The sequence below is a fragment of the Streptomyces sp. NPDC030222 genome, assembly GCF_055573115.1.
The window spans coordinates 103,926-123,605 of sequence record NZ_JBVICA010000008.1; the positions used below are offsets into that span (position 1 = coordinate 103,926).

General features: G+C 71.1%; 9 protein-coding genes. 1 reads left to right on the forward strand and 8 read right to left on the reverse strand.

What is annotated here, in order from left to right; genetic code table 11:
• Window positions 1-31: 31 nt before the first annotated feature.
• Window positions 32-3,763, reverse strand: coding sequence for a laminin G domain-containing protein (locus ACZ4Z5_RS14520; RefSeq protein ID WP_468261719.1), 3,732 nt, complete (start codon window positions 3,761-3,763; stop codon window positions 32-34).
• A gap of 243 nt (window positions 3,764-4,006) precedes the next feature.
• Here ACZ4Z5_RS14520 and ACZ4Z5_RS14525 point away from each other — a divergent pair, with 243 nt between their 5' ends.
• On the forward strand, window positions 4,007-4,726 hold the full coding sequence (locus ACZ4Z5_RS14525) for a TetR/AcrR family transcriptional regulator (RefSeq protein ID WP_468261722.1): 720 nt from the start codon (window positions 4,007-4,009) through the stop codon (window positions 4,724-4,726).
• Window positions 4,727-4,823: 97 nt separating this feature from the next.
• Here ACZ4Z5_RS14525 and ACZ4Z5_RS14530 read toward each other — a convergent pair whose 3' ends face one another.
• The 7 genes from ACZ4Z5_RS14530 to ACZ4Z5_RS14560 form a co-directional block, all read right to left on the reverse strand.
• A complete protein-coding gene (locus ACZ4Z5_RS14530; RefSeq protein ID WP_468261724.1) occupies window positions 4,824-7,391 on the reverse strand; it encodes an ATP-binding protein in 2,568 nt (855 codons plus the stop codon).
• Window positions 7,392-7,501: 110 nt separating this feature from the next.
• Window positions 7,502-12,910, reverse strand: coding sequence for a pullulanase-type alpha-1,6-glucosidase (pulA, locus tag ACZ4Z5_RS14535; RefSeq protein ID WP_468261727.1), 5,409 nt, complete (start codon window positions 12,908-12,910; stop codon window positions 7,502-7,504).
• 185 nt (window positions 12,911-13,095) lie between these two features.
• Entirely contained in the window at window positions 13,096-14,784 is a 1,689-nt protein-coding gene (locus tag ACZ4Z5_RS14540) for a carbohydrate-binding module family 20 domain-containing protein (RefSeq protein ID WP_468261729.1), read from the reverse strand.
• A 178-nt stretch (window positions 14,785-14,962) separates the two neighbouring features.
• Window positions 14,963-16,021, reverse strand: coding sequence for a LacI family DNA-binding transcriptional regulator (locus ACZ4Z5_RS14545; protein ID WP_468261731.1), 1,059 nt, complete (start codon window positions 16,019-16,021; stop codon window positions 14,963-14,965).
• Window positions 16,006-17,673: a glycoside hydrolase family 13 protein gene (locus tag ACZ4Z5_RS14550; RefSeq protein WP_468261733.1), complete on the reverse strand. Its 1,668-nt coding sequence runs from the start codon at window positions 17,671-17,673 to the stop codon at window positions 16,006-16,008. The genes ACZ4Z5_RS14545 and ACZ4Z5_RS14550 overlap by 16 nt, the downstream gene beginning before the upstream one ends.
• Window positions 17,674-17,799: 126 nt before the next feature.
• Entirely contained in the window at window positions 17,800-18,657 is an 858-nt protein-coding gene (locus tag ACZ4Z5_RS14555) for a sugar ABC transporter permease (protein ID WP_468262053.1), read from the reverse strand.
• Window positions 18,651-19,664: a carbohydrate ABC transporter permease gene (locus tag ACZ4Z5_RS14560; RefSeq protein WP_468261735.1), complete on the reverse strand. Its 1,014-nt coding sequence runs from the start codon at window positions 19,662-19,664 to the stop codon at window positions 18,651-18,653. Before ACZ4Z5_RS14560 ends, ACZ4Z5_RS14555 begins: the two co-directional genes overlap by 7 nt.
• Window positions 19,665-19,680 lie beyond the last annotated feature (16 nt).

Genomic DNA, 19,680 nt, shown 5'->3' on the forward strand with positions numbered 1-19,680 from the left:
GTGTCGAACCCGGCCGGCTCGTCACGCACCGCTAGGGCGCCAGAGGGAGCGAGAGGACGTGGGACCAGACCTGGTAGTCGGACATGGCGCCGGACCAGATCCGGAGGTCCTGAAGCGCACCAGGCAGGTGGTGCCCAGTGCTGCCGACGGCGGAGCCGCGGCCCGCGGACAGGGCACCGGCACCTTGGCCAGGATTCAGGAACTCGGCCTTGTCCCTGGGGGCCTGGTCGGCGCGGCCCACATACAGGCGGGTCTTGCCGAAACCGCCACCCTCGGCTTTCTCACCGGCCTGGAAGACACCCGTTACCTGCACCCAGGTGTCAGGCTCAGCCATCTCCTCGGAGGGGACGGATGCCGTGTCGACGACCTTTCCGGCCCCGTCGACCGCCGTACGCCCGAAACGCCACACATAGGCGTCCGCAGCGACCTTCTCCGCCCACAGCGCCCACGACGATTCCCCGCCCGCTGCCGTCGGCTGGCCGAAGACCATCGCCCGGTAGCCGACCGGCTTGGCGGACAGTGCAGCCTTGTCGAGCCGCACCCGTGCGGTGACGGTGAACGAGCCCTTCTCGTCGATCACCGGGCCGGCCGCCGAGGCGTAGCCGTTCGTGCCGTCGAGCAGCAGGGCATCGTCGCCTGCCTGCGCGCCACTGGCGGACAACGCGAGGGCCGGGCGGCCGTAGCCGCTGGAGTCCTTGATCTCCGTGCCGGTGAAGGCACCGGCGTCCCAGTTCGCGACCAGGGCGACCGAGGGGGTGTCCTCCCCCGCCTTGTCGGCCTCTGTGCGGACTTCCCCCTCGTTCAGGACCCCCTGCCAGACGGCGACCTCGTCGATCGCGCCGCGGAAGTAGTCGCCGAAGGCGCCGTCGTGCTTGCCCCGGCCGATCTGGAGGCCGTTCGTCGACATCCACGGTTCATAGGCGGGTGCCGCCGTCGAGGCGACGACGGGCGAGCCCTGCGGCCGTCCGTTGACGAACAGCTGGATGGTGTCGTTGGCTTTGCTGGTGTCTCCCTTGGTGTCGAAGACACCGGCCAGGTGCGTCCACACGCGGGTCGGCGGGTTCGCGGTGTCCCCGAGGGAGAGGACCTCTGCTCCTCCCTTGACGTCTTGGGCTCTGCGGTTGAAGACCCACCGCTTGTGCCCGGAGGAGTAGTACAGCGTCAAGGCCGAGTCGTTGGCGCCGGGCGCGGAGAGCACCACGCGGTTCGACGTGGCGTCCGTCAGGTAGACCCAGGCGGACACGGTGAAGGATTCGGCCGTGTTCAACGGCGCAGAGGGCGTCTGGGCGTAGGCCTGTTGCCTGGCCGGGTTGGCGCTGTCCAGTCCGAGCGAGTAGTCGCCGCTCCCCCGGCGGCCCGCCGTCGACCAGCCTGCTCCGCCCGCCAGGGTGGCATCGTGGCGGACGCCTTCCACAGCGGTGTCCTTCGTCACGACGGTGGCCGGGTCCGCCGGCTTGTCGGCGAAGCGCCAGCGGCCGACCGCGCCGGCCTTCGGCTGAACCTTGAAGACGAACGAGGCTGCCGCCCCCCAGCGTTCGCGGAGGTCCTTGGCCTGGACTACCAGGGTCACTGGTCCTGCCAGCGCGGGTGTCACACCCTTGTCCGTCGCTGTACGGGTCTTGGGATCCGCCGGCACCTCATGGGCGCGGCCCTGTCCGACGAGATACCAGCGGTAGGCGACCACGTCGGTGTCCGCGGCGTTGGGTGCGAACGTGAATCTTCCTGCCTGTCCCGGTCCGCCGGCGCCTGCGCAGGTGGTCGCCGTGCACTCGGTGTAGGGGCTTCCCGCCGTGATTTTCGGTACCTTCGGCGCTGTGGTGTCGATCTTGAAGTAGCACCAGTAGTGGTAGGGCGACGAAAGGCTTCCGGTCTTGCCGCCGTACCACCAGTGGGACTGGGTGAGCGCCGAGACGCGGTACAGCGTTCCGTCGACGGCGCTCGTCATCGCGAGGTTCTGGACGGTGCCGTCGGGGTCGCCGCCGCTCTCGGGCCGGTTGGCGCTGTAGGTGTTGACCCACTTGCCGTCGGCGGCCTGTCGCTGGACGGTGAAGTAGGCCTGGAGCGATCCGCGCTCGTCGACCTTCCTGGGTGCCACGAGGGTCTGGACGCTCGCCTGGAACACCGGCTTCTCACGGGTCACGATCTGCGGGTCGCCCGCGGACTTCGCGCAGTCCCAGTGCCCGCCGTCTCCATCCTGCACGCTCAGCCCCGGCACGCCGGGTTTGGCGATGTAGACGATCTGCAGTTCCGCGTTGTCGTCGAAGCGCTTCCACGCGGACGCGTCGCTCTCGTCCTTGGCCTTCAGCATCAGCGTCAGCCGGCTGATCCTGCCGTCGGCGAGGGCGCGGGTGGTGGCGACCAGGTTCTCGTCGCTCTCGGAGCGGTTGTCGTGGAACTCGATCCACTTGTCGGGCTGCTCGGGGGAGCAGTTGGAGCCCCGGCCGGCGGAGACGTTCACGTCGACCATCAGGTCGAGGAGCTTCGGGCCGGGCCAGCGGGTGCCCTCGGAGATGTTGTCGGTGCGCCACAGGTCGACCCACCGGGCGTCGCAGGTGAACGACCACGTCTCGTATGCGCGGAAGGTGGCGTCCAGGACGTACTTGCCGGCCAGACTGGTCGGCGCGAACTCGAAGTACATCCGGTTGGTGTGGTTCTTGTCGCAGTAGTACGGGCCCCACACGCTGCAGTTGCCGACGCCGTAGTCGCCGTCGAAGTCCCAGAAGCGGTCGCCGTCCGAGGAGAGCACGGTGCGTTCCTGGAGGTCCAGGCCCATCGGCGGGTCGATGAAGACCGGGTAGACGGTCTTCTTGCCGCGCAGCAGGCCGACGTCGGGCCGGACGGTCACCTTGTCGTCCTCGACCTCGACCGGCAGGTCGGCCTTGGCGTCGCCGTGGCCCGGGCGGGCCGAGTCGGCCTCGGCGGCGGCGTCGGGGGGCGTGGTGGCGGTGCCGGCGGGGGCCGCGGAGTCCGGGGCGCCGCGTAGCAGTTGCGGCCGGGGGCCCGCCTGGTCACCGGAGCCGTCACCGGCCGAGTCCCACATCTGTCCCGCCGGGCCGGAGAACACGGCGTTGCCGTTGTCGTCGACGGCGCGCATCCCGCCTCCGGCGCCCGGGACGATCCGCAGTCCGTCACCGGTCGCGGTGAGCGACACCTGGTTCAGCTGCGGGTTGGCGGCTGCCTCGGCGGAGTGCACGACGAGCACTTCGCGGTAGCCCTCGCCGGTGGCGGTGAGCCGGAGGTCGACGCCCTTGAGGACGTCGGGGTAGGTGGCGGTGTCACCGGACAGCCGGGGCTTCGGCAGCCTGCCGGGCCAGGCGAGGGCCATGGTGCCCTTGTCGTGTCCGAGCCGGATGAGGTTCGAGCCCTCGCCGCCGCCGGAGAAGGACAGGTCCACTGCGGCGTTCTTCGGTCCGACGCTGCCGTCGGCGCGGCGCTCCAGAGTGGTGTCGATGGCGCGCCAGGTGCCGTCCTCGGCCTTCGCGCGGCGGGGGGTGGTGGCCTGGGTCAGGGTGAACGTGCCGTCGGGGTTGGCCATCGTGGTCGCGTACTCGGTGCGCGCCTCGGTCACCTCGACCGGCTCGCCCGACGCGGCGGCCTTCGCGGAGGCGTTCTGTTCCGGTGTTCCGGCGGCCGTCCCCACGGGAACCGCAGCGGAGTCCGCTGCGTCCGCGGTATATGTGAGCGAGGGGATCACCCCCGACACGAGTGCTCCGCCGAGCAGCACGGCAATCGCGCGCGCCGCTCTTCGCTTGTGCGCAGGCATGACTGTCCCCGTCCCCCTAAGGACCTCCCCAGGCCCTTCACAGTTGTGATGGTCGTGTGCGTAACCGCAAGGGGGCACATTACGAACAATTGGTCGATGCACGCGACGGGATTCAGCATGCAATTAGTTACGGATGCAAGAAGCTGAGGCCACCGCATTCTCCTTAGACGGGGCGTTACACGGGCAAAGTTACTCACAGGTAGGCACTCTCGATCGGTGCGCGGAGATCGGTAGGGTGTTCGCATGACGACCGGAGTGCGCCGCAGGATGGGCGTCGAGGAACGCAGGCAGCAGCTGATCGGTGTGGCGCTGGAGTTGTTCAGCCGGCGATCACCGGAAGACGTGTCGATCGACGAGATCGCGGCGGCCGCGGGCATCTCGCGACCGCTCGTGTACCACTACTTCCCCGGAAAACAGAACCTCTACGAGGCGGCCTTGCGCCGCGCCGCCGACGAGCTGGCCGGACGGTTCGACGAGCCGCACGAAGGCCCGCTCGGGACGCGGTTGTTGCGGGTGATGGGACGGTTCTTCGACTTCGTCGAGGAGCACGGCCCCGGATTCTCCGCGTTGATGCGCGGCGGACCGTCCGTCGGGTCGACGCGCGCCAGCGCGATGATCGACGAGGTGCGGCGGGCCGCCTACGAGCAGATCCTCTCGCACCTGGGCGTCGAGAAGGCCTCGCCGCGGCTGGAGTTGGTCGTGCGGTCCTGGGTGGCGCTCGCGGAGACGACCGCACTGATCTGGCTCGACGGACGGCGCGTGCCGCGTGCGGAGCTGGAGGTCCAGCTGGTGCACGACTTCGCCGCGCTCACCGCGGTGAGCGCGGCGTACGACCCCGAGATGGCCGACGTCATGCGGCGGATCATCGTGGACGAGCCCGAGGACGGGCTGTTCGCGGACCTCATGGGCCGGCTCGCCACACTCGCGGCGACCACAACGCCGGTCCCGCAGGGGGTGTCGTAACCCGAAGCGCTTTCACTCTGTGCCTCGCGGAGCTTCCCTAGGACCCCTCGGGCCACCGGCGGAGCGGAGGAGGAGTCCTGGGTCGGCGTCCGGTCGCCTAGAAGGTGTCCGGTAACCCCGGGGCCGCGTGGGGCCCGTCGAGCCCCCAGGGGCCTGCGAGCATCGCGAGCGCCTCGTCGAGACCCGCCCCGGGCTCCGCTGCCCGTCCGGACGTGTACGCGGCGTCGAAGGCCGCGTCGCCGACGGCTGTGCGGGCCTGGTGTTCCGCGGCCTCGCGGACCACGCCCATCCGCGGGACGCCCATCTGCGGGAGCCCGATGGTGCGCCAGTACGCGTGGGCGACCCCGAGTGTGCGGGCTGCCTGTTCTCCGCGTCCCAGAGCGGCGAGGCCGGCGGCGAGGACGTCCAGGCCCATGGCGATGCCGAGGCTGTCGTCGAGCAGGCGTTTGCCGTTGAGCATGGCCCCGGCGTGGCCGGCGGCCGTGGCGGGGTGGCCGAGTGCCAGATGGGCGAGGGCGAGCAGGTAGTCGGCGTAGGAGCGCAGCCAGCGGTCGCCGAGCGCCGTGCACGTGGTGTGCAGCGCGGTCGCCTCACGGGCGGCCTCCTCGTAGGCGCCGACCCCGAATTGTGCGTAGACGTGGACGAGGCGGCACAGCAGCCGGCCCGCGGAGCCGGGGGCGGCGGAGCCGTCGAGGGGCTCCTGTCCTGGCGGGTCCGGCCACGGCGAGGGGCCGAGCGCCCTGCCGCTGATGGCCAGCGCTGCGATCTCGTCGCCGGGCATCGCCTTGTCGAGCGCGGACAGATGGGCCGCGCGCAGATGTGCCTCGGCGTCGTCGTGGGCGGCGGTGGAGGCCCGGCACAGTGCGGCGGCCCCGCGGCCCTCGGAGGAGTCGCCCTGGGTGAGGGCGATGACGCCGAGCGCCCACAGGGCCTTGGTGCGTGTCGGGCCCGGTTCGGAACAGGCGGCGAGGGCGCGTTCGAGGTGGCCACGGCCCTCCCCCAGGTGGCCGCAGGCGATCCACAGGAACCAGAGGGACGCGGCGAGTTCGAGGGCCGCCGGCGGGTCCGTGGCCAGCAGGTGGTCGATGGCGGTGCGCAGCCCGTCGCGTTCCGCGGAGAACTGCTCGTACCGTTCGAGCTGGGCGGGGCCCAGCCACTCCGCTTCGGCGACGCGCGCGGTGTGCAGCCAGTGCCGGGCGTGCCGGTCGGCGACCGCGCGTTCCTCGCCGAGTTCGGCGAGCCACTGGCGGCCGTACTCCCTGATGGTGTCGAGCATGCGGTACTGCGGACGGCCGTCACGGGTGCAGTGGCGTACGACCGACTTGTCGACGAGTCCGTCGAGCGCCGGGCCGACGGCGGAGGAGGAGAGCGGGCCTCCCGCGCACACGGCGCGCGTGGCCGCGAGGTCGAAGCGTCCGGAGAAGACGGAGAGCCTCGCCCACAGGAGGCGTTCCAGGGGGGTGCACAGTTCGTGGCTCCAGCCGATGGCGGTGCGCATGGTCCGGTGCCGCGGGAGGCGGGCGGTCCGGGTGTCGGAGAGCACGTCGAAGCGCGAACCGAGGCGTTCGGCGAGCTGCTCCACGGTCCACAGGCGGAGCCGCGCACCGGCGAGTTCGAGGGCGAGGGGGATGCCGTCGAGGCGGCGGCACACGTCCGCGGCGGCGGCGCGACGGCGCGGGTCGTCGAAGGAGATACGGGGTACGGCGGCTCTCGCCCGGTCCCGGAACAGCGCGAGGGCTTCGCCTCCGTAGCCCTCGTCGTCCGGACCCTCGTGGCCGTTCGGACCGTCCGGCCGAGAAGGATCGTCCCAGCGTGAAGCGTCGTCCGGCCGAGAAGGGTCATCCCAGCGTGAAGGGTCGTCGCCTCCCCCATACGCCTCGTCACGTACGCCGGCATCACGTGCGCCACCGCCACCGCCACGGATCACCGCATCGCGTGAGCCCCGTCCCCCGCCGCGCACCACCGCATCGCCTGCGCCCCCACCCCCTGCCACCGCATCACCCGCCCCGTCCACCCGCCCCGGACCGCCCTCGCTGCGCCCCGGACCGCCCTCGCCGCGACCTGGACCCCCCTCCCCGCGACCCGGACCGCCCTCCCCGCCGAGGCCGCTCGGCGCGAGCCGTCGGACGGGGCCGCCCGGGTGGCCGGGCACCCATGCGCCGCGTCCGTCGCGCTCCCGGCGTCCCGTCCCGAGGGACAGCGGTTCCAGTTCCACCGTGCGTTCGCAGGCCGGCCCGAGGGACTGGCGGCTGGTCGCGAGGACGGTCAGCCGGGGCGCCGCCTGGAGCAGTTCGGTGGACAGGTGGGCGCACGCGTCGACGAGGTGCTCGCAGGTGTCGAGGACGAGCAGCAGGTGCTTGTCGGCGAGCCAGGCGCACAGGTTCTCGGTGGCGGGCCGGGGCGTGCAGTCGACGACTCCGAGGGTCGCCGAGACGGTCGCCGCGAGGAGCGCGGGGTCGCGCAGCGGGGACAGTTCGACCCACCAGACGCCGTCGGTGTGTACGTCCTGCGTGCGGCGGGCCGCCCGCAGGGCCAGCCGCGACTTGCCGACTCCGCCCACGCCCGTGAGCGTGACCAGCCGGAATTCATCGAGAAGGGTGGCGATGCGGGCCAGTTCGGCCCGGCGCCCCACAAAGCTCGTCGTCTCCGTCGGAAGGTTGCCCAACGGAAGGTTCCCCGCCACAAGGTGCAAGTCTGGCCCACATCGAGCCATGCTTCTGCACCCGTGACGGGGAACAGTCAGGAACGGTCAGATTTCATATGAGACCGTTCGGATCAGTGCCCTTCGAAGACGGCCACGGTACGGGCGGGCACGGTGAAGGTGCCGGACTCCCGCTCGTAGGACGCCCGCTTGACCGTGGCGTCGGCGCCGGCCGCCTGCACCGGGTGCAGGGCGTACGGCTCGCCCGCCAGGCCGGCGACCCGCTGGCGCTGCTCCTGCGGCGTGGCGTTGAAGACCACGACCAGGTCGCCGAGGCGCATGGTGATCACGCCGGGGGTCTCGTCCTCGCCCGACAGCGGGAAGGACAGCTCGGACTGCACCTCCGCCGCGGAACCGAGCCCGAAGGAGGGTTCCGTGGTGCGGATCCTCAGCAGATCGCGGTACGCGGCGGACGCGCCCCGGATCTCCGCGCAGCCCGGGGTGAGCGTGGCGGCGGTGAGCAGCGGCTTGGCGTAGGGCCACTTGGCCCTGTTGTCGGCGGCGGGCGGCAGACCGCGCCCGAAGCCGTTGCTGGCCGCCGCGTCCGCCCGGCAGTCCCAGTGGATCGCGTTGAACCAGTCGCCGCTGTCGTAGGAGTTGCGGTCCAGCGACTTGGACCGCAGCAGGTCGGTGCCCGCCTGGGAGAGCGCCGGGCCCTGCGACAGCGCGGCCGTCGCCATGGCCAGGACCTGCATCCGCGCGCGGTCGGCCGCGGACACCGAGGACGGCAGCTTGAACGCGAGCGCGTCGTACAGCGTCTCGTTGTCGTGGGCGTCCGCGTAGGCGAGGGCGTCGCCGGGCGCGGCCGCGTATCCGGCGGGGGCGCCGTTGTAGTCCACCTCGGAGCCCTTGACCTTGCGGCCGCGGGTGTCGGTGAAGGCGTACGACGCGAGGTTGCCGGACAGACCGACCTTGATCAGGTCCTGGTAGTGCAGCAGCCTGGCCTTCTGCTCCTCCGGGGTGCCGTTCGCCTTCGACGCGTTCGGTTCGGTGAACAGGCCTGAGGCGAAGCCCTGCACGCCTGGGTCCTCGTCGAAGGGGCCGCCGCCGCGGACCGCGTCCCGGGCCCGGTCGGAGCAGGTGGCGATCCCCGTGCCGGCCATGTTCTTCTGGGTGGCCTGGACGAAGCGGGCGTCGTCGGCGATCTCGCCGAAGTTCCAGCCCTCGCCGTACAGCACGATGCTCTTGCCGTCGACGCCGTCCTTCCGCACGGTCAGGGCGTCGAGGGCCTTGCGGACGGCCAGCATGTTCGCCTTCGGGTGGTGGCCCATGAGGTCGAAGCGGAACCCGTCGACCTTGTACTGCCTGGCCCAGGTGACGACCGAGTCCACGACGAGCTTGCCCATCATGGTGTTCTCGGGCGCGGTGTTGGCGCAGCAGGTGGAGGTGGCCACGCTGCCGTCGGCGAGCAGCCGCTGGTAGTAGCCGGGCACGATGCGGTCCAGGACGGACTTGTCGTCCTGGCCGGAGGCGACGGTGTGGTTGTAGACCACGTCCATGACGGTGCGCAGTCCGGCGCCGTTGAGCCCCTGCACCATCTGCCGGAACTCGACCGTGCGGCGGGTGCCCTCGGGGTCGGAGGCGTAGGAACCCTCGGGGACGGTGTAGTGCAGCGGGTCGTAGCCCCAGTTGTACGCGTCCTTGGCCGCGGACTTGGTGACGCACGCCTGCTGTTCCTCGGAGTCCGGGGCGAAGCGGGAGAGGTCACAGGCCGGTGCGGCCTGGTCCGCCTTCTTCTCGGGGATGGTCCCGATGTCGAAGGCGGGCAACAGGTGCACGTAGGAGGTGCCGTTCCCGGCCAGCGCGGTGAGGTGCTTCATGCCGGCGGAGCGGCGGTCGGTGAAGGCGAGGTAGCCACCGGGGTGCTTCGAGGTGCGGTCGGCGACCGAGAAGTCGCGGACGTGCAGTTCCTGGATCTGTGCGTCCTTCAGGGGGACGGCGGTCGGCTTCTTCAGCGTGGCCCAGCCTTTGGGCGCGAGCTTCGGGTCGGCCAGGTCCACGACCAGGCTGCGCGCGGAGTCGGTGGTGAGGGCGGTGGAGTACGGGTCGGTGACCCGGTTGGTGACGACCTTGCGGACGCTCGGCGCCCAGACGGTCACGGCGTACCGGTAGGGCTTGCCGCGCCAGCTCGGCGGGCCGGTGAGCGCCCAGACGCCGGTGGCGTCGTCGCGGCGCATCGGGAGGATCCTGCCGTCGAGTTCGAGGGCGACGTGCTGTGCGGTGGGCGCCCAGACGGACAGGGTCGGGCGGCCCTTGCGGAACACCGGGCCGAGGGCGGCGCCGGTCGCCTTCGCGCCGTAGACGTCGTCGAGGACCCCGGCGATCTGCACGCCGGTGGCGGTGACGACGGCGCCGTTCGCGGCCCGCTGGGCGGCGACCGTCTGGCTGGTCAGCGCCTCGCGGACGCGGTCCCGGTCACGCGGGTCGACGGTGTAGGCGGGGTGGTCCTTCAGGTGCGGGAACCGCGCCTTCTGCGCGTCGGTCAGCTCGGACCTGGTGAGGCGCAGCCACCGGGCGTCGCCGGTGAGGGCCCCGTCCTTGACGGCGATCGAGCCGTTGCGGGAGTAGAGCAGCTGGGTGGAGGCGGCGGCGTCGCTGCCCTTCCAGGCGAGGGTGTCCGCGTCGATCCAGACCGCGTGGGACTTGGTGAGGTCCAGGGCCGCGCCGCCGCCCTTGGGCTGCGGGAGCAGGTGCTTCTCCTGGCCGGCGAGCAGCCACACCTCGTGGCCGACGGCCTTGAGGTCGAGGGACTGGTCGGCGGGCAGGTCCTTCTCGTCGCCCTTGTGCAGGATGTAGCTGAGCGAGGTGGCCCCGGGCGCGAGCGGCACCTCGAAGACGGCGCCGTAGGAGTCGGTGCGTACGGGCTCCAGCGGCTTGGACCAGTCGGTGGGGTTCGCCGCGCCGGTCCAGGTGTGCAGACCCCAGCCGGTGTGGTTCCCGTCGGGGCGCTTGTAGTGCAGGATCGCCTTCCCGGTGTCCTGGGGAGGGTAGGCGCCTTCCGGAGCGGTGTTCCGCACCTCCGGCTTGCCCTGCTCGATCCACACCTCGCCGGTCTTGGTGAGGTCGACCGAACGGTCCGCGTCGACGTCCTTCACACCGTTCTTGTCGACGGCGATGAAGCCGACGGAGGAGGCGCCGGGCTTCAGCTTGACGTAGGCGAAGGCGCCGTAGGCGTCGCGGCCGGTGAACGGCTTGCCGGCCGGCCAGGTGGTCCCTTCGCCGTCGGCGATGTCGCCCCAGGTGTAGAGGCCCCAGTCGGCGTAGTCCCCGGCGGGGCGCTTGTAGTGGACGACGGCGTAGTCGCGCTGGACGGCGGTCGGGGGCTGCTCGACCGCGGGGGCGCCGCTGGTCGTGGCGGCCGTGGCGCTTGCGGTGCGGCCCGCGGCGTCGACGACGACGGCCTTGTAGCGCAAGGGGGTTCCGGCGGGCACGTCGGCGCCGATGTGGTGGGTGACCTTGTAGGGGGCGTGGTCGGCCGAGCCGAGCACCCGCCATTTTCCGTTGCCGGTCGAGGCGGCGAAGACGACCCGGTTCAGGCCGCCGCCGTCGACGTCCGCGGTGATCTCGGCGGTGCCGGTCGCGCCGGCCGCGGGTGCCTTGAGCGCGACGGACGGCTCGGCCGCGGGGGGTGCGAGCGGGCCGGCCGCCTTGAGCACCAGGGAGGACAGCGCGGGAACGGTGACGCGGATCTTCTGGTCGGAGCCGCTGGTGACGGTCCCCGAACCGCCGTGGAGGGTGTGGAACGCCATGGCGGCGGAGCCGGTCGGGATGTCGACGGTCTTCGGCCCGGTCGCGTTGTTCAGCGCGACGACGTATTCCGTCCGGGACTTGGCGTCGGTACGGGAGAACGCGTACACACCCGGTCCGTCGGCGGCGTGGCGCTCGGTCTGGATGCCGTCGCGCAGGGCGGGGTGCGCCTTGGTGAGCGCGGACAGCGCGGCGATCTGCCGGTACAGCGGGTGCCGCGTGTCGTAGGCGTCGGAGGCGTGCGTGCGGTCGGTGCCGAGCTGGTCGTCGTCGAGGTAGTCGGCGGTCCGGGACGCGAAGAGGGTCTGGCGGGCGTCCTTGTCGCCGCCCGCTCCGGTGAAGCCCTGCTCGTCGCCGTAGTAGACGACCGGGTTGCCCCGGGAGAGGAACATCAGCTCGTTGGCGAGCCCGTAGCGCTTGATCAGCTCGGCGTCGTCGGCCTTGGCGTTGTCCTGCTTCAGGAAGGTGCCGAAGCGGCCCATGTCGTGGTTGCCGAGGAAGGACACCGACTCGTAGGCGTTGGCCTTGTCGGTGGTGTAGCGGTAGTCCTGGGCGAACAGCTGGGCGAGCCTGGCCGCGGAGCCGCCCTGCGAGGCGTAGCCGCGGGCGGCGTCCTGGAGCGGGAAGTCCAGGGTGGCGTCGAGCCTGCCCCGGGTCACGTACGGCGCGGTGACGGCCGGGTCGGCGGAGTAGACCTCGCCGAACATGAAGAAGTCGTCGCGGCCCTGCTTCGCGGCGTACGCGTCGAGCGCGGTGGCCCACCGGGTCCAGAACTCGGTGTTGACGTGCTTGACGGTGTCGATGCGGAAGCCGTCGATGTCGAAGTCGCGCACCCAGCGCTGGTAGATCTTCTCCATGCCTTCGACGACCTCGGGACGCTCGGTCCACAGGTCGTCGAGCCCGACGAAGTCGCCGTGGCCGGCGGACTCGCCGGCGAAGGTCGAGTCGCCCCGGTTGTGGTACATCGTGGGGTCGTTGAGCCAGGACGGGACCTTGAGGTTCTTCTTCTCCTCGGGCACGACGGGCGTGCGCGGGAAGGAGTCCGGGTCCGTCCTGGGGAACGGCTTGCTGCCGTCGGCGTAGTCGGCGTCGTCGAAGGGGACGCCGTCCTTGGTCAGGTAGGGGAAGGCGCCCTTGGAGAGGTAGCCGTACGACTTCTCCTTGTAGTCGACGACGTCGGCGGTGTGGTTGGTGATGACGTCGAAGAAGACCTTCATGCCCTTGGCGTGGGCGCGGTCGATCAGCTTCTCCAGGTCGGCGTTGGTGCCGAAGTGCGGGTCGACCTGGGTGAAGTCGGTGATCCAGTAGCCGTGGTAGCCGGCCGAGGCCTTGTCGCCCTCGCCCTGCACGGGCTGGTTCTTGAAGATGGGCGCCAGCCAGATGGCGGTGGTGCCGAGGCCCTTGATGTAGTCGAGGCGCTCGGTGAGTCCCTTGAGGTCGCCTCCCTGGTAGAAGCCCTTGTCGGTGGGGTCGTAGCCGGTCCTCAGCCGTGAACCGGTCAGTCCGCCGCGGTCGTTGGCGCGCTCGCCGTTCGCGAACCGGTCGGGCAGCACGAAGTAGAACTGCTCCCGCGTCAGATCGTGCCGGGCGGGCTGTGCGGCGAGCTTCGCGTCGGACGGGGGCGCGGGCGGCCGGGTCGTGGCCGTGGCCGGTACGGCGGGCGCGAGCGCCGCGCACAGGGCGGCGGCCAGCGTGGCCGCGGTCGCTCTGCGGCGGCCGCGCGGGGGAGGTATCACAGGGGCTCTCCTTGAGAGGGTGCCGTGCGAGTACGGGGATGGTCGCCGCTCCGCGCGCGGCGGGGTCGGTTCGCGCGCGGAGCGGCCGTCATGGGCCCCGCCCGTGACCCGTGGCCGGATCTACGGGCGGGGGTGTGCGGCGGGGGTTTCCGGCGGGTGCCGCTCGGGGTTCCCGCGGCGGGCCGTCAGGGCCGCCAGGTGTCGGCCAGGACGACCTTGCCGCTTGCCGGGACGGTGGCGGTGCGGTTGGCGCCGCTCTCCCAGGTGACGTTGCCGTTGGCGTCCTTGCGGACGTACTTGTAGGCGAACGACGTGCCGGCGGGGAGGCCGACGTCGAGCTTCCACACCGGGTAGGACGCCGGGTCGAGCTTGGGTGCGGTGCCGGTGTTCCAGTTGCCGAGGGCGCTGTGGTCGCCGGTGACGTGGATGTTCTGGCCGGGCACGGTGGTGGCCTCGACGCCGAACGACACGCCGGTGGCACTGGTGGTGCCGCAGCTGCGGGCCCCGGCGTGCAGGGCGACCGCGGTGTTCGGGCCGAGCGTCGCGGTGAACTGCCCGGAGCCGTTCACCGTGACGGTGGTGCCGTTCTGGACGTCGCAGTAGGTGCCGGCGGGCAGCGAGGTCTGGAAGGTGCGGGTGAGCGCGGACGTCTCGTGGTTGATGGCGACGTACGCCTTGTCGCCGCGGCCGAACGCGATGGCGTCCGCGCCGTTGTCCCACCAGTTCGTGACACCCTGACCGTGGGCCACGTTCCGGAAGGCGACCATCGAGGAGATCTCGCGCCAGGCGTGCTGGCACTTCCAGCCGTCGGTGTAACAGGCGCCCACCGCACCGCCGTTCGGCGGGCCGGCGTCCTTGTCGGTCCACTCGTACCCGGAGTGGACGTCCGGGGACCCGTACGGCCAGGCCAGCATGAACACGCTGGCGAGGGTGTAGTCGGCTCCGTTCTTGTAGTTGAGGGTGTCGCCGACGCGCTCGGTGTCGTGGTTGTCGACGAACACGGCGGACTTGCCGGAGGGCATGTGGCCCCAGCCCTCGCCGAAGTTCTTCAGGTAGGCGAGGTTCTCGTTCTGGAAGACCCGCTTGAGGTCGCGTGCGTAGCGGAACTCCTGGACGTCGCCGTTGCCGAGGTACTCGTCGGGCTGGACCGCCTCCCCTGCGCCGTGGATGGCCTCCTGCTTCCAGTACGCGCCGGGGTCGGTGAGCTTCGCCTTGATGGCGGCGAGGTCGGCGGCCGGCATGTGCTTGGCTGCGTCCACGCGGAAGCCGTCGACACCGAGCGAGAGCAGGTCGTTCATGTAGCCGGCGATCCTGGTGCGGACGTATTCCTCGCCGGTGTCGAGGTCGGCGAGCTTGACGAGCTCGCAGTGCTGGACGTTGGTCCGGTCCTGGTAGTTGGTGATCTCGGCGGTGCAGTCGTCCATGTCCCAGGACGAGTACAGGCCGGGGTAGTTGTACTTGGTGTACGAGGAACCACCGGTGCCCGTACCGGAGTCGGCGGCCATGTGGTTGATGACGGTGTCGACGACGACCTTCACACCTGCCGAGTGGCACGTGTTCACCATGGCGGTGAAGGCGGCGCGGTCGCCGAGCCGGCCCGCGATGCGGTAGCTGACGGGCTGGTACGAGGTCCACCACTGGGGGCCCTGTATGTGCTCCTGGGGCGGGGAGACCTGCACGTATCCGTATCCGGCAGGGCCCAGGGTTTCGGTGCACGCCTTGGCGACCGAGTCGAAGCGCCATTCGAAGAGAACGGCGGTGACGTCCTTGGTCCCGGGCGGGGCCGCCTGGGCGGCTCCCCCCGTCGGCGCGATCACCGCGACCGCCGCACCCGCCGCCAGGGCGAGTGCGGCAGCCAGGGATCTTCTGGCCATTGAGTCCTCCTGCGGCTCAGGGAGGCGTTGAATGTTCTTGCTGCAAAACTGCAAGCATCGTTGCGCTGGTGACCGTAGGGGCAGACCGTTGCGCGGTCAACCGTTTGGACACGCTGCGGAAGTCTCCACGACACCTTTCTGCAAGAATTTGCAGAGCCGCGGGGGCACGGCAGCCGGGTCAGCGGGGCCTGGCGGTCGAGCCGCGGACCACCAGTTCCGGCTGGAAGACGAACTCGGTGCGCTGCACCGGGCTGCCGCCGATCTCCTCCAGCAGGGTGCCGACCGCCGCCGACGCCATCGCCTGCACCGGCTGGCGCACGGTGGTCAGCGGCGGATCGGTGAACGGGATCAGCGGGGAGTCGTCGAAGCCGACCACGGACAGGTCGGCCGGGACGGCCAGACCGCGCTCACGGGCCGCCCGGATCACTCCGAGCGCCATCATGTCGCTGCCGCAGACGATGCCCGTACAGCCCTGGTCGAGCAGCCCGAGAGCGGCCGCGTGGCCGCCCTCGACGCTGAACAGGGTGTGCCGCACGTACCGTTCGCCCTCGGGGTGCGGGAGACCCAGGCAGAGGGACAGGGCGTCGAGGAAGCCCTCGGTCTTGCGGCGTGACGGCACGTACCGCAGCGGTCCGACGGCCAGCCCGATCCGCTCGTGCCCCAGTTCCGCGAGATGGTGCACGGCCATCCGCATCGCCATGTGGTCGTCGGGCGACACGAAGGGCGCGTCGATCCGCTCGTTGCAGCCGTTGACGAGCACGAAGGGGACCCGGCGCGCGGCCAGGGCGGCGTAGCGCGCGGGGTCGGTCGAGGTGTCGGCGTGCAGTCCGGACAGGAAGATGATCCCGTCGACGCCGCTCTCCTCCAGCTGCTCGACCAGCTCGTCCTCGGTGGCCCCGCCGGGCTGCTGGCAGCACAGCAGCGGCGTGTAGCCGTGCCCCGCCAGCACCTGCTCGATGACCTGCGCGAACGCCGGGAAGATCGGGTTGGTCAGTTCGGGCACCACCAGCCCGACGAGTCCGGCGCTGCGCCGCCGCAGTCGCACGGGCCGCTCGTAGCCGAGGATGTCGAGGGCGGCGAGCACCCGCTGCCGGGTCGGCGTGGAGACACCGGGCCTGCCGTTGAGGACACGGCTGACCGTGGCCTCGCTGACGGAGGCCTGTGCGGCGATGTCCGTGAGCCGGGGGGCCGCCGGAAGGGGCCCCCTCGGCCGGGGAACGGTCACACCGTCCACCACACAGCGGTGTCGGCCGGCACGACGGCGACGCCGTCGGTGACCTCGACGGGGGAGCTGGCCACCAGTACGCGCCCGGACAGGGGTATCCGCACCGGCTCGCCGGTGGTGTTGGCGACGCACCGGAAGCCGTGGCCGCGGGCGAAGGACAGCACGCCCTCGGGGGCGTCCAGCCAGGTCACCGCGTCGCCCGCACCGAGGCCGGGGTGCTCGTGACGGACGGTCAGCGCGGCCCGGTACAGCTCCAGGGTGGAGCCCTCGGCGCCGGTCTGCGCCTCCACGCTCAGGCCGGCCCAGCTGTCGGGCTGCGGGAGCCAGCTGCCGCCGCTGCCGAAGCCGTACGAGGAGCCCTCGCGGGTCCACGGGATCGGCACCCGGCAGCCGTCCCGGAAGCCGTCCTGACCGGCTGCGCGGAAGAACGACGGGTCCTGCCGCACCTCGTCCGGCAGGTCGGTGACGTCCGGGAGTCCCAGTTCCTCGCCCTGGTAGACGTACGCCGAGCCGGGCAGCGCCAGCATCAGCAGCGTGGCGGCGCGGGCCCGGCGCAGGCCGAGTTCACGGTCGCCCTGGTCGCGCAGCTGGGTGCCGAGGCCCGGCGGGTTGGCGAACCGGGTGGCGTGCCGGGTGACGTCGTGGTTGGACAGCACCCAGGTGGTGGGGGCGCCCACGGGCAGCATCGCGGCGAGCGAGCCGTCGATGACGGAGCGCAGCTCGGCGGCGTCCCAGTGGGTGCCCAGGTACTGGAAGTTGAAGGCCTGGTGCAGCTCGTCGGGGCGGACGTAGTTGGCGGTGCGCTCGACGGTGGGGGTCCAGGCCTCGGCGACGGCGATGCGCTCGCCGGGGTACTCGTCGAGGATGCGGCGCCAGGAGCGGTAGATCTCGTGGACGCCGTCCTGGTCGAAGAACGGCATGACGTCGTTGCCGAGCAGCTTGAGCTGGTCGCTGCCGCCGAGGTCGGGCAGGCCGGCGGCCTTGACCAGGCCGTGGGCGACGTCGACGCGGAAGCCGTCGACGCCCATGTCGAGCCAGAAGCGCAGGATGGAGCGGAACTCGTCGGCGACGGCCGGGTGCTCCCAGTTGAAGTCGGGCTGCTCGGGCGCGAACAGGTGCAGGTACCAGTCGCCGGGCGTGCCGTCCGGGTCGGTGGTGCGGGTCCAGGCGGGGCCGCCGAAGATGGACTCCCAGTCGTTGGGCGGGAGTTCACCGTTCTCGCCCTTGCCGGGGCGGAAGTGGTAGCGGTCGCGAAGCGCGGAGCCGGGCCCCTCGGCGAGGGCGCGCTTGAACCACTCGTGCTGGTCGGAGGAGTGGTTGGGCACCAGGTCGACGATGATCCGCAGGCCCAGTTCGTGGGCGTCGCGGATCAGGCCGTCGGCGTCGTGCAGGTCGCCGAACATGGGGTCGATGGCCCGGTAGTCGGCGACGTCGTAGCCGGCGTCGGCCTGCGGGGAGGCGTAGAAGGGGCTGAGCCAGACGGCGTCCACGCCCAGGTCCTTGAGGTAGGGCAGTCTGCTGCGCACCCCCGGGAGATCGCCCATGCCGTCACCGTTGCCGTCGGCGAAGCTGCGCGGATAGACCTGGTAGATCACCGCGTCCCGCCACCAGCCGGTGTGGGTGCCACTGGTGGGGTCGGTGGGAGCAGCGAGGTGCTGGGTCATGTCATCCCTGGATGTCTAGGGGGGTGGAGGAGCGGCGCCGGGGTCAGGAACCGGCGCCGCTCTCGTACGGGGTGCGGCTGTGCGGGTGGTCGGGCGGGGCCTGCCCCCGGGGGGGGGCGGCCTCGGTCAGCCCTTGACCGCGCCCGCCGAGACGCCGGTCACCAGGTGGCGCTGGGCGAGCAGGAAGACGATCGCGGCGGGGACGGCGATGAGCACCGAGGCCGCGGTCATCGGTCCCCACTGGGCGCCGTACTGGTTGACGAACTTCTGCAGGCCGCCCGCGAGGGTGAGGTTCTCGTCGCCGACCATGAAGGCGGAGGCGTAGGCGACCTCGCCCCAGGCGGTGATGAAGGAGTAGAAGGCGGTGACCGCGATGCCGGGCCGGGCCAGCGGCAGGATCAGCCGCCAGAAGGTGCCGAACGGGGTCAGGCCGTCGACCTGGCCGGACTCGTCGATCTCGCGCGGGATGGTGTCGAAGAAGCCCTTCATCATCCACGCGCAGAACGGCACGGCGATGGTCAGGTAGGTGATGACCAGGCCGGCCGGCTCGTTGAGCAGGCCCATTCCGGCCATGATGTTGTAGATCGGCACGATGAGGACGGCGACCGGGAACATCTGGGTGACCAGCAGGGTCCACATCAGTCCGCGCTTGCCGGGGAAGCGGAAGCGGCTGACCGCGTAGCCGGTGGTGGCGGAGACGAACACGCCGAGGACGGTGGTGAGCCCGGCGACCAGCAGCGAGTTGGCGAACCAGGTGAGGAACGGGGTGTCGTTCAGCAGCCCGGTGTAGTTCTCGAAGGTCGTCTCTTTGAAGAAGTCGGTCGTGGTCGCGTACTTCGCGGGCTTGATGGAGGTCAGGAAGACCCAGAGCACCGGGAAGACGGCGATCACGGAGGCCACCAGGAGGGTGGCGTGCAGTCCGACGGAGGCGAGCGGCGAGCGGCGGCCGCGCAGCGGGGCGTCAGGGGTCGCGGTGGTCACCAGGTTTCTCCCTGCTTGCGGAGGACTCGCTGGTAGACAGCGGCGAAGAGCATCAGGAGGACGAGGATCAGCACGCCCCAGGTGGAGCTCTGCGCGTAGTCGCGCGGGCTGATCTCGAAGGAGAACTTGTACGCCTGGGTGACGAGGATCTGGGTGGCCTCGCCGGGACCGCCCCGGGTGAGCAGGAAGATCACCGGGAACATGTTGAAGGTCCAGATGGTGCTGAGCAGGATCACCGTGGTGCTGACGGACCGCAGTCCGGGCATGGTGATGTGGCGGAAGCGCTGCCAGGCGTTCGCACCGTCCATCTCGGCGGCCTCGTACAGCTCGCCGGGAATGGACTGGAGGCCGCCCAGCAGGGCGACCATCATGAACGGCACGCCGAGCCAGACGTTGACGGCGATCACCGAGAACTTGGCCCAGGAGGGGTCGTTCAGCCACGGCACGGCGTCGATGCCGCCGCCCGCGAGGATCTTGTTGAGCAGGCCGTTGTCCTGGTTGTAGAGGAACCGCCAGGCGAAGACGGACACGAAGCCGGGGACGGCCCAGGGCAGGATCAGCAGCATCCGGTAGACGGAGCGGCCGGCCATCTTCCGGTTGAGGATGTTGGCCAGGGCGAGGCCGAGGCCGAAGGTGACGGACACGCACGAGACGGTCCACACGAGGGTCCACCCCAGGGTGGCGAGGAACTGGCTGCCGGTGATCGCGTCGACATAGTTGTCGGCCCCGACGAACTTGTAGCTCGCGGGGATCTGGTTGACGCCGATGGAGCGTTCGACGTTCCGCTCGTTGGCGTCCGTGAGCGACAGGAAGATGCCGCGGACCAGCGGATAGCCGATGATCACGCCGATCACGACCACCACGGGGGCGACCATCGTCCAGGCGTACCAGTGGGTGCTGAGGGAACGGCGGAGCTTCCCGGGGGGATTACCGGTGCTGCGGCTCCGGCCGCGGGCGACGTCGTCGCCCGCGGCCTTCGCCACCGACCGGCTGCTGGTGTCCACAGCCATCTTCAGTCGGCCTGCC

Coding starts and splice junctions, on each gene's coding strand:
- ACZ4Z5_RS14560 (WP_468261735.1), bottom strand. CDS start 19,664: ATGGCTGTGGACACCAGCAGCCGGTCGGTGGCGAAGGCCGCGGGCGAC.
- ACZ4Z5_RS14540 (WP_468261729.1), bottom strand. CDS start 14,784: ATGGCCAGAAGATCCCTGGCTGCCGCACTCGCCCTGGCGGCGGGTGCG.
- ACZ4Z5_RS14525 (WP_468261722.1), top strand. CDS start 4,007: ATGACGACCGGAGTGCGCCGCAGGATGGGCGTCGAGGAACGCAGGCAG.
- ACZ4Z5_RS14520 (WP_468261719.1), bottom strand. CDS start 3,763: ATGCCTGCGCACAAGCGAAGAGCGGCGCGCGCGATTGCCGTGCTGCTC.
- ACZ4Z5_RS14550 (WP_468261733.1), bottom strand. CDS start 17,673: ATGACCCAGCACCTCGCTGCTCCCACCGACCCCACCAGTGGCACCCAC.